The sequence below is a fragment of the Vibrio sp. Vb1755 genome (assembly GCF_033338635.1).
GTDB lineage: Bacteria > Pseudomonadota > Gammaproteobacteria > Enterobacterales > Vibrionaceae > Vibrio > Vibrio alginolyticus.
The window spans coordinates 1-14,577 of the sequence record NZ_JAWOTA010000040.1; the positions used below are offsets into that span (position 1 = coordinate 1).

Consider the following 14,577-nt stretch of genomic DNA (forward strand, 5'->3'; position numbering starts at 1 on the left):
TGAGAAGTATTTGCACAACCGGTCAGCGCGATAGCAACACATAAAATTGCGGTTTGAAACCATTTCACTAATTGATACTCCTGTTTGGACCGCTCAAGATTTATTTCTCTTAATGCAATATAGGCGATAACCTCGTTTGAGGTTAATACATCGAAACAAACCAAAAAAGGGGAGCGAAAATGCTCCCCTTTTATAACATGCTTTCAGGCCCTTAATCTAATAAAAGGCTGAAAGTCTCATTTTGTCTTACTCGTCTTTAGCAGCTGGTGCTTCAGCAGCAGCTTCTTCAGCTGGCTTTTCTACCGCTTCTTTCATGCTTAGACGTACACGGCCTTGGCGGTCGATTTCAAGAACTTTAACTTGAACTTCTTGACCTTCAGCTAGGTAGTCAGACACTTTCTCTACGCGTTTTTCTGCGATTTGAGAAATGTGTACAAGACCATCTTTGCCTGGAAGAACCGTTACGAATGCACCGAAGTCTGCTAGACGTGCAACTTTACCTGTGTAGATACGGCCCACTTCAACTTCAGCAGTGATCTCTTCGATACGGCGGATAGCTTCTTTCGCAGCAGTGCCTTCAGTTGCCGCAATCTTGATAGTACCGTCGTCTTCGATTTCGATAGTTGTACCAGTCTCTTCAGTTAGAGCACGGATAACTGCACCACCTTTACCGATAACGTCTTTGATCTTCTCAGCGCTGATCTTCATCGTGTGAATACGCGGAGCAAATTCAGAGATGTCTTCACGAGCACCAGAGATTGCTTCATCCATTACAGATAGGATGTGCTTACGTGCGCCTTGAGCTTGGTTAAGCGCAATTTGCATGATTTCTTTAGTGATGCCTTCGATCTTGATGTCCATTTGAAGTGCAGTGATACCAGTGTTAGTACCTGCTACTTTAAAGTCCATGTCACCTAGGTGGTCTTCATCGCCAAGGATGTCAGAAAGTACAACGAAATCGTCACCTTCTTTAACAAGACCCATTGCAATACCAGCAACAGATGCTTTGATTGGTACACCTGCGTCCATAAGCGCAAGAGAAGTACCACATACTGAAGCCATTGAAGATGAACCGTTAGATTCAGTGATTTCCGATACAACACGTACTGTGTATGGGAACTCATCAACAGAAGGCATTACTGCAGCAATACCACGCTTCGCCAGTTTACCGTGGCCGATTTCACGACGCTTAGGAGAACCTACAAAACCAGTTTCACCTACACAGTATGGAGGGAAGTTGTAGTGCAGTAGGAAGTGATCTTTACGCTCACCAGTTAGCTCATCGATGATTTGAGCATCACGCTGAGTACCTAGCGTTGCCGTAACGATCGCCTGAGTTTCACCACGAGTGAATAGCGCGCTACCGTGAGTACGAGGAAGAACACCAGTACGTACATCTAGTGCACGAACCATGTCTTTTTCACGGCCATCGATACGAGGGTTACCTGCAATAATACGGCTACGTACTACTGTCTTCTCTAGATCATGGAAGATAGTGTGGATTTCTTTTGTATCTGCTTCAGGATCTTCAGCAAGAAGAACTTCATTTACTTCCGCAGCGATCTCATGGATGCGGTCGTAACGAGCCATTTTCTCAGTAATTTGGTAGGCTTCAACAAGTTTAGCTTCTGCTAGATCAGCAATCTTATTTTTAAGCGCTGTGTTCTCTTCAGGAGCAACCCAATCCCAAGCAGGAGTTGCAACTTCTGCTTTGAATTCGTTGATAGCTTTAATAGCAACTTGTTGTTGGTCATGACCATAAACAACCGCCGCTAGCATTTCTTCTTCAGTTAGGTTGTCCGCTTCTGACTCAACCATCAATACTGCTGACTCTGTACCTGCAACAACAAGGTCAAGCTTAGAAGTTTCTAGTTCAGTTTGGCTAGGGTTAAGTACAAGCTGACCATCGATATGACCAACACGCGCCGCACCGATAGGGCCGTTGAATGGAATGCCAGAGATAGCAAGAGCAGCAGAAGTACCGATCATTGTAACGATATCTGGCTGAACATCTGGGTTTACAGACATTACTGTCGCGATAACCTGAACTTCGTTTTTAAACGCGTCTGGGAATAGCGGACGGATTGGACGGTCGATTAGACGAGCTGTTAGCGTTTCGCCTTCAGAAGGACGACCTTCACGTTTGAAGAAGCCGCCTGGGATTTTACCCGCAGCGTAAGTACGCTCTTGGTAGTTAACCGTTAGTGGGAAGAAGTCTTGACCTGCAACGGCTTCTTTTTTACCTACAACAGATACGAATACAGACGTATCATCCATTGTGACCATAACTGCTGCTGTAGCTTGACGTGCAATAACGCCAGTTTCTAAAGTAACTGTGTGGTTACCGTACTGGAACGTTTTAACAACTGGTTTTTCGAACATTGTTATTCCTTGTTTCTAATCTTCCTTTAGTGCTTAAAGAAATCTTAGATGTGTTAATTGACACTCAAGGCATTACGAATCGCGACTAGTAAAAAGAAACTCGGAAGTTCCTTTTGAATAGTCGCGACCTTTTGGTCGACGTGGTTGACTGTAATGCTATGAGCTTTTGAGAAAACCTCTTACAAGGTTTAGCCGCCAGTATTATAACGGCATAAGTCTAATTTGGCTAAATTTAGGCAACAAAAAAGGGGCATAAAGCCCCTTTTTAGACAAACTGCTATGCAGTCGCTGATTAGCGACGTAGGCCTAGACGTTTGATTAGGTCTTGGTAGCGAGCTAGGTTTTTACCTTTTAGGTAATCTAGAAGCTTACGACGACGAGAAACCATGCGTAGAAGACCACGACGGCTGTGGTGATCGCCTTTGTGCGCTTTGAAGTGACCTTGTAGGTGGTTGATAGAAGCTGTAAGTAGAGCTACTTGAACTTCTGGTGAACCAGTGTCGCCTTCGCCTTGTGCGTATTCTGCAACGATTGCTGCTTTAGTTTCTGCATTCAGAGACATAATTCTCTCCTAATAAGAGTAGGTTTAAAGTTGTAGCAGCCAATCTCTGATTCAGCCGCTACGCGAAGCGCGGATTATAGGGAAATTTCCTATCTCGTGCAATATAAAAATACCGACACTCAGGTCGGTATTTTCAATCATTTACTTGGATGCAACGTCATCTCGGAACACGACCAATCGCTTAGGAGCGATTTTGCCATCTTCGTTCATTTCGCCAACGCCAATAAACAAGCGTTCTTCACCCATAGTAAGGCGAAGTGAGCCCTCTGTCGGAGCACCAAATACTTGAACGGGCTGCCCATGTTGGACCATATCCGCCAGTTCAGGCACCAAGTTGACTTCTGGTAAGTCTTCTACCGCTGTATCCATTGGCAAAAGCAGTGGGTCCAGTAGTTCTCGAGGCGCTCGTTCCTCGCGGTGAGCTTGCTCTAGCAACTCATTTAGTTGCTCAAGTGTTACCATATTCTCGTAAGGGTATTTAGCAACACCAGTACGACGAAGCATAGTTACGTGCGCACCACAACCTAACATTTCGCCCAGATCATCAACGATAGTACGAATATAGGTACCTTTAGAGCAGTGCACTTCCATCTCTACTTCATCGCCTTCAAAACGGTGAAGAACAATCTCATATACCGTGATCTTACGAGATTCACGCGGAACTTCGATGCCTTTACGAGCGTATTCATACAAGGGTTTACCTTGATACTTCAACGCAGAGAACATGGAAGGCACTTGATCAGATTCACCACGGAACTGATCGATGCACGCTTCTAGCTTGTCTAACGTAACATCGACTGGACGCGTCTCTACAACTTCACCATCCGAGTCAGACGTATTGGTACGTTCACCCAGCTTTGCGATCACACGGTAGCGTTTATCAGAATCAAGAAGAAACTGAGAAAATTTTGTCGCTTCACCCAAGCAAATTGGCAGCATGCCTGTCGCTAATGGGTCCAAGGCTCCAGTGTGGCCTGCTTTCTCAGCAAAGTAGATTCGCTTTACTTTTTGCAGTGCATCATTGGAAGAGATACCTGTTGGTTTGTCCAACAGTATAACGCCATTAATTGGACGACCTTTACGACGACGAGCCATTATTCTTCGTCCTCACGACCAGAATCTTTTTGCTTTTGTTTGTCTGAACTAACGACTTCAGACACTAGGTTAGACATACGCATACCTTCAACAAGCGTATTGTCATAGTGGAAGCGGATTTCTGGCGTTAAACGTAGACGAATACGCTTACCTAACATCATGCGAATGTGCACTTCGTGCTCACGTAGCGCTGCTAGACATGATTCAGGTGTTTGCTCACCCACACACAGGAAGGTCACAAATACTTTTGCGTAAGCTAGGTCACGAGAGACTTCTACGTCTGAGATCGTCACCATGCCAAGGCGAGAGTCACGAACTTCACGTTGAAGGATCATCGCTAGTTCTTTTTGCAGCTGCTGTGCAACGCGCTGCGTGCGGCTAAATTCTTTTGACATATCTTTACTCTTATATAGAAAGAATGGGGGGTTGGTCAAAGCCAGCCCCCCATGGTGTATTCAACAACCAATTACTACTTATCTTTCAAAGACAATATTAGTAATTTTAGTCAATTAGTCTAGAGTACGTTTAATTTCAACGATTTCGAAGACTTCGATTTGGTCACCAACGCGAACATCATTGTAGTTCTTAACGCCGATACCACATTCGTAGCCATTCTTAACTTCTTGAACGTCATCTTTGAAACGACGTAGTGACTCTAGTTCACCTTCGTAAATAACAACGTTATCACGTAGTACACGGATTGGGTTGTTACGCTTGATCACACCTTCTGTAACCATACAACCAGCGATAGCGCCCAGTTTCGGTGACTTAAACACGTCACGAACTTCAGCAAGACCAATGATCTCTTGCTTGAATTCTGGAGCAAGCATACCCCCCATTGCTTGTTTCACTTCATCAATCAATTGGTAAATGATTGAGTAGTAACGTAAGTCAACAGCTGCGGCTTCAACAGCACGGCGAGCAGAAGCATCTGCACGAACGTTAAAGCCAAGGATGATTGCGTTTGAAGCTTCCGCTAGTACTACGTCAGTTTCCGTAATACCACCTACACCAGAACCAACGATGTTCACTTTAACTTCGTCAGTAGATAGCTTAACTAGTGAGTCAGCGATTGCTTCTACAGAACCTTGAACGTCTGCTTTAAGTACAACGTTAAGTTCAGCAACTTCACCAGCAGTCATGTTAGAGAACATGTTCTCTAGTTTAGATTTCTGCTGACGAGCAAGTTTCACTTCACGGAACTTACCAGCACGGTAGTTAGCTACTTCACGCGCTTTACGCTCGTCACGAACTACTGTTGCTTCATCACCTGAAGATGGTACACCTGAAAGACCTAGGATCTCTACAGGGATAGATGGGCCAGCCGAAGTAATTTCTTTACCTAGCTCATCACGCATTGCACGAACACGGCCGTATTCTTGACCACAAAGAACGATGTCGCCTTTGTTTAGTGTACCTGATTGAACAAGTACTGTTGCAACTGGACCACGACCTTTATCTAGGCGAGATTCAACAACAACACCAGATGCCATGCCCTCAGCTACAGCTGTAAGTTCAAGAACTTCAGACTGAAGAAGGATTGCTTCTAGAAGACCATCGATGTTTGTACCCTGTTTAGCAGAGATGTGAACGAACATGTTCTCACCGCCCCACTCTTCAGGAATAACGTCGTATTGAGCAAGCTCGTTCTTAACGTTATCTGGGTTCGCGTCTTCTTTATCGATCTTGTTCACAGCAACAATTAGAGGAACGCCTGCCGCTTTCGCGTGCTGAATCGCTTCTACTGTTTGTGGCATTACGCCATCGTCTGCTGCAACTACAAGAACAACGATATCTGTTGCTTGAGCACCACGAGCACGCATTGCAGTAAACGCTGCGTGTCCAGGAGTATCAAGGAACGTGATCATGCCGTTGTCTGTTTCAACGTGGTACGCACCAATGTGCTGAGTAATACCACCCGCTTCGCCAGAAGCAACGTGTGTGCGACGGATGTAGTCAAGTGTTGACGTTTTACCGTGGTCAACGTGACCCATGATAGTAACAACTGGAGCACGTGGAACTGCTTCCGCGTTAGTGTCACGGTCAGATAGTACCGCTTCTTCCAGTTCGTTCTCTTTACGAAGAACTACTTTATGGCCCATTTCTTCAGCAACAAGTTGTGCTGTTTCTTGGTCGATCACTTGGTTGATAGTCGCCATAGCGCCCATCTTCATCATTACTTTGATAACTTCTGTCGCTTTAACCGACATCTTGTTAGCAAGTTCTGATAGAACGATCGTTTCGCCAATTACAACGTCTTGCTTAGCAACCGTTGCTGACTTATCAAACCCGTGCTGCATTGAAGTCGGCTTAGCAAGTTTGCCCTTACGACCTCTACCGCCACGTTGGTTGTTACGGCCACCGCGAGCTTGGTCGTCTTTACCCGAAGCTGCTTTTTTCTTCTTACGACGACCGCCTTCTACTTTGCGATCTGCTTCATCTTCGGCTTCACGTGCGTATTGTGAAGTCGTTACATGGTAATCTGTATCTTCCATATCACCCTTTTTCTCTTCTGCAGCAGACCAACGCTCTTTATTCTTTTCAGCCAATTCGCGAGCTTCTTCAAGCTTGCGCTGACTTTCCTCTTCAGCCTTACGCTTAGCTTCTTCTTCCTGACGACGTTTAAGCTCGTCGGCCTCTTTTCGCGCTGCTTCTTGCTTAATTTTCTCTTCAGCATCACGCTTTGCTTTTTCTTCAGCATTACGTTGTGCATTCGTATCTACGTCTCGCTTCGCTTTTTCTTCAGCTTCACGTTTCGCTTTTTCTTCCGCTTCACGTTTTGCAGCTTCTTCAGCTTCACGTTTTGCAGCTTCTTCAGCTTCACGTTTTGCAGCTTCTTCTGCTGCACGTTTTGCTGCTTCTTCTGCTTCACGTTGTGCTGCTTCTTCAGCTTCACGTTTCGCTTCATCTTCAATTGTGCTGCGCTTCACGTATGTACGTTTTTTGCGCACCTCAACCTGAACATTCTTACTCTTACCACCACCCGCGTTCACACTAAGTGTACTACGAGTTTTACGCTGAAGCGTAAGGCGAGTCGGCTCTGAATCACCTGATTTATCACCGTGTTCTTTCTTTAAATGAGAGAGAAGCTTCTGCTTCTCTTCATCAGTAACATTGTCAGAGCTCGCCTTTTTAATGCCAGCGTCAGCAAGTTGTTCAATCAAGCGGTCGACTGGCGTACCAATCTCATCACTCAGTGCTTTAACTGTTAATTGTGTCATGCCGCTTCCTCCTTGCCGAAAATTATGCTTCTTCGCCGAACCAACAGATGTTACGTGCGGCCATAATTAGCTCACCTGCACGTTCCTCGGTCAGGCCTTCGATACCTTCTAAATCGTCAATACCTTGGTCAGCAAGATCTTCCAGTGTCGCTACACCTTTCGCTGCCAATTTAAATGCCATCTCACGCTCAAGACCTTCAAGTGCAAGTAGGTCCTCAGCTGGTTCTAGACCTTCAAAAGACTCTTCTTGTGCTAGTGCGATCGTCGTTAGTGCATCTTTTGCACGTCCACGAAGCTCTTCGATTAGTTCTTCATTCAAACCATCGATTTCTAGTAGCTCGTTAACTGGCACGTATGCGATTTCTTCTAGCGTTGAGAAACCTTCTTCAACAAGAAGTTGAGCGAAGTCTTCTTCAATATCTAGGTACTTCATGAAGTTTTCAATAGATGCTTGTGATTCTTCAGCGTGTTTCTTCTGAAGATCAGCAACTGTCATAACATTCAGTTCCCAACCGGTTAGTTGAGATGCTAGACGCACGTTTTGACCGTTACGACCAATAGCTTGCGCTAGGTTGTCAGCTTCAACTGCGATGTCCATTGAGTGTGCATCCTCATCAACGATGATAGAAGCAACATCAGCTGGCGCCATTGCGTTAATAACGAATTGAGCTGGGTTATCATCCCAAAGAACGATATCGATACGCTCACCACCAAGTTCGCCAGAAACAGCTTGTACACGTGCACCACGCATACCAACACACGCACCTACAGGGTCGATACGTTTGTCATTTGTTTTGACAGCGATCTTAGCGCGAGAACCAGGATCACGTGCTGCGCCTTTCAGCTCGATAATATCTTCTGCGATTTCAGGCACTTCAACACGGAACAGTTCTGCCAACATTTCTGGCTTAGAACGAGTGATGAACAATTGGAAACCACGTGCTTCAGGCGCGACTTTGTAAAGAAGGCCACGTACGCGGTCGCCTGGACGGAAGTTTTCACGAGGAAGTTGGTCATCACGCAGGATTACCGCTTCAGCGTTATTACCAAGATCAAGCACGATTGTGTCACGGTTTACTTTTTTCACGACACCAGTGATTAGATCACCTTCATTGTCGATGAACTGTTCAACGATTTGTGCGCGCTCAGCTTCACGAACTTTTTGTACGATAACTTGCTTAGCAGTTTGAGTCGTAATACGGTCAAACGTTACTGATTCGATTTCGTCTTCTACGTAGTCGCCAAGCTCGATTGAATCATCTTCGTATTGCGCTGCTTCTAGTGAGATCTCTTTTGTAGGGTTCTCAACGTCATCAACAACTAACCAACGGCGGTAAGTTACAAACTCACCGGTTTTACGGTCAATGGCAACACGTACGTCGATTTCGATTTCGTATTTCTTCTTTGTAGAAGTTGCTAGAGCAATCTCAAGAGCCTCAAAGATACGCTCACGAGGTACCGCTTTTTCGTTCGATACCGCTTCTGCTACCGCTAAAATTTCTTTACTCATTGTATTTAGCCTCTAAGCTTAAACTTTTTTAGGGAACTAAAATTTAGGGATCAGGTTAGCTTTGGAAATGTTACTTAGAGCAAACTCTTCTTGCTGACCGTCTACAGTAATTGTCACTGTTTCGCCATCAACACCGTGGATAATACCTTTCCACTTACGACGGTTTGCTACAGCCATTTTCAATACGATGCTGACCTCGTGACCAATAAATTGCTCGTAATGTGCTGCTTTAAAAAGTGGTCTTTCTAAACCTGGAGAAGACACTTCTAGGCTGTAAGCAACAGAAATTGGATCTTCAACGTCTAAAACTGCACTAACTTGGTGGCTAACTTCTGCACAGTCGTCTACGTTAATACCATTTTCATGGTCAATGTAGATACGTAACGTTGAGTGCGCGCCTGCACGAATGAATTCTAATCCAACTAACTCATAACCTGATGCCGCTACTGGCGCGTCAAGCATTTCAGTAAGTTGTCTTTCTAAACCAGTCATTTAACCACTCCAGAAACAAAAAAAGGGCTCAGAGCCCAATCAAAAAACCAAGCAGTATCTGAGCTATTTCAAAAAGCTCAGATAACAAAAAACCCCGATAGTCGGGGTTTTATGCTGCTGGACCCTGATACGTTAAGAATAGCCAACAATTGCTTTTCTTAACTCGTAGTGTGGTTAGCACTACGCAAACTTGCCAATCTACGATTTCCTTTCAAAGAAAGAGATTGGTTGCGGGGGCCGGATTTGAACCGACGACCTTCGGGTTATGAGCCCGACGAGCTACCAAGCTGCTCCACCCCGCGTCCGACTTGCTGAGCATTATACTCGCAAACAAGTGATTTACAAGTTTGTAAATACATGGTGCCGAGAGAGGGACTCGAACCCTCACACCTAAGGCACTAGCACCTCATGCTAGCGTGTCTACCAATTTCACCATCTCGGCATCAAAACCTTACAGCTTATTGAGGAATTTCATCACCCGCAGGGGCAGGAACTTCACTCGCTGCATCCTTAACTTGTTCAACAACTGGTTGACCTAACGTTGGGTCTACCCATTGTGATTCAGTCTGGTGCGTAGACATACGACCAAGTAACAAGCTAACGATAAAGAATACGGTTGCTAAAATAGCAGTTGTTCGGGTTAAGAAATTACCTGAGCCGCCAGCACCAAACACTGTGTTTGAAGCACCAGCACCGAACGAGGCTCCCATATCTGCGCCTTTACCTTGTTGAATCAACACAAGGCCAATCACACCAAGCGCTGCCAACAGGTAAATCACAAGTAGAACTGAAAACATTTTTTCCACCTATGTTCCAAATTGTTGAGCCAGCGCCGTTCAAAACAATAAATCATAATGAACAAGGCTAGCGACCTCCTAACGGGAGGCGGAGCAATACTAGCGAAAGCCAGTAACGCTGACAAGGGAAAATTAGTAAAAAATCAATGCCAATGCGTTAAGCGCTCAAAAAAAGGGCAAAAGATGCCCTTTTCATTCAAGACATGCTTTAACGCAATGATTAACAACTTGCTTTAACAGCCTCAGCGATTTTCAATGCTGAGTGTTGAACTAGTTCACCATCTTCACCTTCCACCATAACGCGGATCAAAGGCTCAGTGCCAGACTTACGCAGCAGTACACGCCCTTTATCACCAAGTGTCGCCTCTACTTCAGAGACAGCGTTTAATACAGCTGTAGCTTCAAGAGGGTTACTTTCTCCTGAAAAACGGACATTTTCTAAAACCTGAGGATATAATGTCATTCCTTGCGATAGTTCATATAAAGACATATCGCTGCCAATTACAGAAGCAAGTACTTGAAGTGCAGCAACAATCGCATCGCCGGTTGTGACTTTATCTAATAAGATCACATGGCCTGAGTTTTCAGCACCAATTTTCCAACCTTTTTCTAGCAGTTGCTCCATGACATAACGGTCACCAACAGCAGCACGTACAAACGGAATGCCTAGCTGCTTTAAACCATTTTCCATACCCAAGTTAGTCATTAGTGTACCAACAACACCACCCTTTAGCTCACCACGACGAAGTGCATCACGAGCGATGATATAAGCAATTTGGTCACCATCAACTTTGTTACCTAGGTGGTCGACCATAATGATGCGGTCACCATCACCATCAAATGCGAGACCAAGATGCGCTTGCTCTTCAACAACACGCTGTTGAAGAGCTCGTACGTCTGTTGCGCCCACTTTTTCATTAATGTTGATGCCGTTAGGCTCTACGCCCATAGCGATAACTTCTGCCCCAAGTTCTTTGAAAACATTTGGAGCGATGTGGTACGTTGCACCGTGCGCACAGTCTACTACGATCTTAAAGTTCGCAAGGCTCAACTCAGATGGGAAAGTACTCTTACAGAATTCGATGTAACGACCAGCTGCATCATTTAGGCGGGTTGCTTTACCAAGCTCAGCAGACTCCACACATTCAATTTCTTTATCTAACTCAGCTTCGATCGCCAATTCGATATCGTCAGGTAGCTTAGTACCCTCAGAAGAAAAGAATTTAATGCCGTTGTCGTAATATGGGTTATGTGATGCAGAAATCACAATACCAGCCTCGGCACGGAAAGTCTGAGTTAAATATGCCACAGCTGGAGTTGGCATGGGACCAGTAAATGTTGCTTTAAGTCCCGCAGCTGCAAGGCCAGCCTCTAGTGCAGATTCAAGCATATAACCTGAAATACGTGTATCTTTACCTATGATAACTTTCTTTGTGCCTTGTTTCGCTAGTACACGACCAGCAGCCCAGCCAAGCTTAAGTACGAAGTCTGGAGTGATTGGGTATTGTCCTACTTTACCGCGCACACCGTCAGTACCAAAGTAACGTCTTTCATTCGACATAAACTTTCCTTTATTATTTTTAAATATTGTTTTTCGTCATCTCAACAACTTTCATCGCTTCGATTGTCTCTTCAAAGTCATGCACGCGAATGATCTGCGCGCCTTTCATCGCGGCAATCGTAGCACAAACAACACTTGCGTTCGTACACTCTGCCGCTGGCTTGTCTAACAGTTTGAAGATCATGGATTTACGAGACATGCCAGCCAAAATAGGCAGGCCGAATTCATGAAACTTTTCAAGATGAGCAAGCATATGATAATTGTGTTCGATTGTTTTGCCAAAGCCAAACCCAGGATCGAGAATCAGTTGAGATTTATCAATCCCTGCAGCTTCACACGCCGCGATACGTTCTTCTAGAAAAGCCGACACGTCCCCCATTAAATCATCATAATGAGGGTCAACTTGCATGGTCCTAGGTTGACCTTTCATATGCATCAGACAAATTGGAAGGTTTGCTTCTGCTGCGACTTCCAGAGCACCTGGCTCTTGCAGCGAACGGATGTCATTGATCAAATCAGCCCCAGCATCAATTGCTTGACGCATCACTTCTGCTTTACTGGTGTCAACGGAAATCCATACATCATATTTTTCACGAATGGCTTTGATTACTGGGACAACACGCCTAAGCTCTTCTTCCAAAGACACATCCGGTGCACCAGGTCTTGTTGATTCACCACCAACATCAACAATACTTACACCAGCCTTTATCATTTTATCAACTTGAGCAAGAGCAAGTTCAATTGAGTTGTATTTACCGCCATCCGAAAAGGAATCCGGTGTCACATTTAGAATGGCCATGACATGTGGACGCGAAAGGTCCAAAGATTTGTTATTTGCTGTAATCATCATCATAAACACAAAAACCCCGAGATAACTCGGGGTTTAATATTATCGATACTCTTTATTCAGAGTCTTTCTTTTCAGGCGCTTCGTTAGAAGTTGTTTCAGAAGAGCTAGGCTGTTCTGCATCTTTCGCAGTCTCCGTTGTTTCTTCTTTAACTTCTTGCTTTGCTTGAGGCTTGTCGCTGTCTTCTGGTTTGCTTGCTGAGTTATCACTCCAGCCCGCAGGCTCACGAATTTCAGCTTTGCGCTCCATTAAGTCATCAATCTGGCGAGCATCAATGGTTTCATACTTCATCAGCGCATCTTTCATCGCATGCATGATATCCATGTTCTCTTGAAGAATCTTCTTCGCACGATCGTAGTTGCGGTCAATGATCTGACGAACTTCGTCATCAATCAACTTCGCTGTATCGTCAGACACATGTTTAGTCTGAGTTACACTACGCCCTAAGAACACTTCGCCTTCATCTTCTGCATACAGCAGAGGGCCAAGCTTTTCAGAGAAACCCCATTGAGTAACCATCTTACGAGCAATATCTGTTGCGCGCTCGATATCATTAGAAGCACCGGTTGATACTTTGTCAGCACCGTAGATAAGTTCTTCTGCTAAACGACCACCGTACAAGCTAGAAATCATTGATTCTAGGTGTTGGCGAGACATACTCACGCGGTCCTGCTCTGGAAGGTACATTGTTACACCCAACGCACGACCACGTGGAATGATAGACACTTTGTACACTGGATCGTGTTCAGGAACCAAGCGACCAACAATCGCGTGACCCGCTTCGTGGTATGCGGTTGACTCTTTCACTTCCTCAGACATCACCATTGAACGGCGCTCAGCACCCATCATGATTTTGTCTTTCGCCAGTTCAAACTCAACCATAGAAACGTTGCGCTTGTTACCGCGCGCAGCAAACAGGGCTGCTTCGTTAACTAAGTTTGCTAGGTCAGCACCAGAGAAGCCTGGAGTACCACGTGCGATGAGAGAAGGCTCTACATCACCCGCTAGAGGGACCTTACGCATGTGAACTTTTAGGATCTGTTCACGGCCACGTACATCTGGAAGACCAACTACCACTTGACGGTCAAAACGACCAGGACGCAGTAGCGCAGGGTCTAGCACGTCCGGACGGTTAGTCGCAGCGATAACGATAATACCTTCGTTACCTTCGAAACCATCCATCTCAACGAGCATTTGGTTTAGTGTTTGTTCACGTTCATCATGACCACCACCAACACCTGCGCCACGTTGACGACCTACCGCATCGATCTCATCGATAAAGATGATACAAGGTGCGGCTTTCTTTGCTTGTTCAAACATGTCACGCACACGAGATGCACCAACACCAACGAACATTTCTACGAAATCAGAACCAGAGATAGTAAAGAATGGTACTTTCGCCTCACCGGCAATGGCTTTCGCCAGAAGCGTTTTACCCGTACCAGGAGGACCAACCATTAGAACACCCGTTGGAATCTTACCGCCCAGTTTTTGGAAGCGGCTTGGATCGCGTAGGTAGTCCACCAGCTCTTTCACGTCTTCTTTTGCTTCGTCACAACCTGCAACGTCAGCAAAAGTTGTCTTGATTTGTTCTTCGCTCATCATTCGAGCTTTACTCTTACCAAAAGACATGGCGCCTTTACCACCGCCGCCTTGCATTTGACGCATGAAGAAAATCCATACACCAATTAGTAAGATCATTGGGAACCAAGAGATGAAGATAGTACCAAGCAAGCTTTGCTCTTCTGGAGGCGTGCCTTGTACTTTCACGTTTTGGTTAATTAGGTCATCTAGAAGCTTTTGGTCATACACTGGCATGTAAGTGACCATTTTGGCACCGCCGCCACGACGAACAAAGCTAATTTCACCGTCTTTAAAAGTTGCTTCTTGAATCTGGCCTTGGCCAACTTCCTGTACAAACGTGGTGTAATCCACGGTTCTGCCATTGCTTTCTCCAGGGCCAAAGCTCTGGAATACCGACATCAATACGACGGCGATAACAAGCCACAGAATTAAATTTTTTGCCATGTCACTCAAGGTGTAAGCCTCTCGATAACTAATTGTAATTAAAGGTAGGGTACTACAGTTCATTAACTGTAGCTATAGTGT

Annotated in this window: 11 protein-coding genes and 2 tRNA genes; all 13 read right to left on the reverse strand. The window is 45.2% G+C overall.

The window, feature by feature from the left end; genetic code table 11:
- Positions 1–246 precede the first annotated feature (246 nt).
- On the reverse strand, positions 247–2,382 hold the full coding sequence (gene pnp, locus R7E00_RS21420; protein WP_054574827.1) for a polyribonucleotide nucleotidyltransferase: 2,136 nt from the start codon (positions 2,380–2,382) through the stop codon (positions 247–249).
- 292 nt (positions 2,383–2,674) lie between these two features.
- Positions 2,675–2,944 (reverse strand): 30S ribosomal protein S15, encoded by a 270-nt coding sequence (gene rpsO, locus R7E00_RS21425; RefSeq protein WP_005380094.1) that lies wholly within the window; start codon positions 2,942–2,944, stop codon positions 2,675–2,677.
- A gap of 141 nt (positions 2,945–3,085) precedes the next feature.
- Positions 3,086–4,039 (reverse strand): tRNA pseudouridine(55) synthase TruB, encoded by a 954-nt coding sequence (gene truB, locus R7E00_RS21430; RefSeq protein WP_017820421.1) that lies wholly within the window; start codon positions 4,037–4,039, stop codon positions 3,086–3,088.
- The gene (gene rbfA / locus R7E00_RS21435; protein WP_005380087.1) at positions 4,039–4,434 is read right to left on the reverse strand and encodes a 30S ribosome-binding factor RbfA; all 396 of its coding nucleotides are present in this window, start codon (positions 4,432–4,434) and stop codon (positions 4,039–4,041) included. The genes truB and rbfA overlap by 1 nt, the downstream gene beginning before the upstream one ends.
- Before the next feature lie 114 nt (positions 4,435–4,548).
- Positions 4,549–7,260: a translation initiation factor IF-2 gene (infB, locus tag R7E00_RS21440; protein ID WP_005380086.1), complete on the reverse strand. Its 2,712-nt coding sequence runs from the start codon at positions 7,258–7,260 to the stop codon at positions 4,549–4,551.
- A gap of 22 nt (positions 7,261–7,282) precedes the next feature.
- Positions 7,283–8,770 carry a transcription termination factor NusA gene (gene nusA / locus R7E00_RS21445; RefSeq protein ID WP_005380084.1) on the reverse strand — a complete coding sequence of 496 codons (1,488 nt, stop codon included), beginning with the start codon at positions 8,768–8,770 and terminating at the stop codon, positions 7,283–7,285.
- 36 nt (positions 8,771–8,806) lie between these two features.
- On the reverse strand, positions 8,807–9,262 hold the full coding sequence (gene rimP, locus R7E00_RS21450) for a ribosome maturation factor RimP (protein WP_005386424.1): 456 nt from the start codon (positions 9,260–9,262) through the stop codon (positions 8,807–8,809).
- Between the two features lie 225 nt (positions 9,263–9,487).
- Positions 9,488–9,564: transfer RNA gene (locus tag R7E00_RS21455), tRNA-Met, on the reverse strand.
- 56 nt (positions 9,565–9,620) lie between these two features.
- Positions 9,621–9,704: transfer RNA gene (locus tag R7E00_RS21460), tRNA-Leu, on the reverse strand.
- 16 nt (positions 9,705–9,720) lie between these two features.
- Complete coding sequence (gene secG / locus R7E00_RS21465; protein WP_005380080.1) at positions 9,721–10,059, reverse strand: preprotein translocase subunit SecG; 339 nt, start codon at positions 10,057–10,059, stop codon at positions 9,721–9,723.
- Between the two features lie 220 nt (positions 10,060–10,279).
- Entirely contained in the window at positions 10,280–11,620 is a 1,341-nt protein-coding gene (gene glmM / locus R7E00_RS21470; RefSeq protein ID WP_005380076.1) for a phosphoglucosamine mutase, read from the reverse strand.
- 19 nt (positions 11,621–11,639) lie between these two features.
- Positions 11,640–12,470 carry a dihydropteroate synthase gene (gene folP, locus R7E00_RS21475; RefSeq protein WP_017820419.1) on the reverse strand — a complete coding sequence of 277 codons (831 nt, stop codon included), beginning with the start codon at positions 12,468–12,470 and terminating at the stop codon, positions 11,640–11,642.
- Positions 12,471–12,522: 52 nt separating this feature from the next.
- Entirely contained in the window at positions 12,523–14,496 is a 1,974-nt protein-coding gene (ftsH, locus tag R7E00_RS21480) for an ATP-dependent zinc metalloprotease FtsH (protein ID WP_262606241.1), read from the reverse strand.
- Between the last annotated feature and the right edge of the window lie 81 nt (positions 14,497–14,577).

What these genes read in the sequence shown, in the direction of transcription:
- pnp (WP_054574827.1), bottom strand. Translation starts at nt 2,382, where the DNA reads ATGTTCGAAAAACCAGTTGTTAAAACGTTCCAGTACGGTAACCACACA.
- rpsO (WP_005380094.1), bottom strand. Translation starts at nt 2,944, where the DNA reads ATGTCTCTGAATGCAGAAACTAAAGCAGCAATCGTTGCAGAATACGCA.
- truB (WP_017820421.1), bottom strand. Translation starts at nt 4,039, where the DNA reads ATGGCTCGTCGTCGTAAAGGTCGTCCAATTAATGGCGTTATACTGTTG.
- rbfA (WP_005380087.1), bottom strand. Translation starts at nt 4,434, where the DNA reads ATGTCAAAAGAATTTAGCCGCACGCAGCGCGTTGCACAGCAGCTGCAA.
- infB (WP_005380086.1), bottom strand. Translation starts at nt 7,260, where the DNA reads ATGACACAATTAACAGTTAAAGCACTGAGTGATGAGATTGGTACGCCA.
- nusA (WP_005380084.1), bottom strand. Translation starts at nt 8,770, where the DNA reads ATGAGTAAAGAAATTTTAGCGGTAGCAGAAGCGGTATCGAACGAAAAA.
- rimP (WP_005386424.1), bottom strand. Translation starts at nt 9,262, where the DNA reads ATGACTGGTTTAGAAAGACAACTTACTGAAATGCTTGACGCGCCAGTA.
- secG (WP_005380080.1), bottom strand. Translation starts at nt 10,059, where the DNA reads ATGTTTTCAGTTCTACTTGTGATTTACCTGTTGGCAGCGCTTGGTGTG.
- glmM (WP_005380076.1), bottom strand. Translation starts at nt 11,620, where the DNA reads ATGTCGAATGAAAGACGTTACTTTGGTACTGACGGTGTGCGCGGTAAA.
- folP (WP_017820419.1), bottom strand. Translation starts at nt 12,470, where the DNA reads ATGATGATTACAGCAAATAACAAATCTTTGGACCTTTCGCGTCCACAT.
- ftsH (WP_262606241.1), bottom strand. Translation starts at nt 14,496, where the DNA reads ATGGCAAAAAATTTAATTCTGTGGCTTGTTATCGCCGTCGTATTGATG.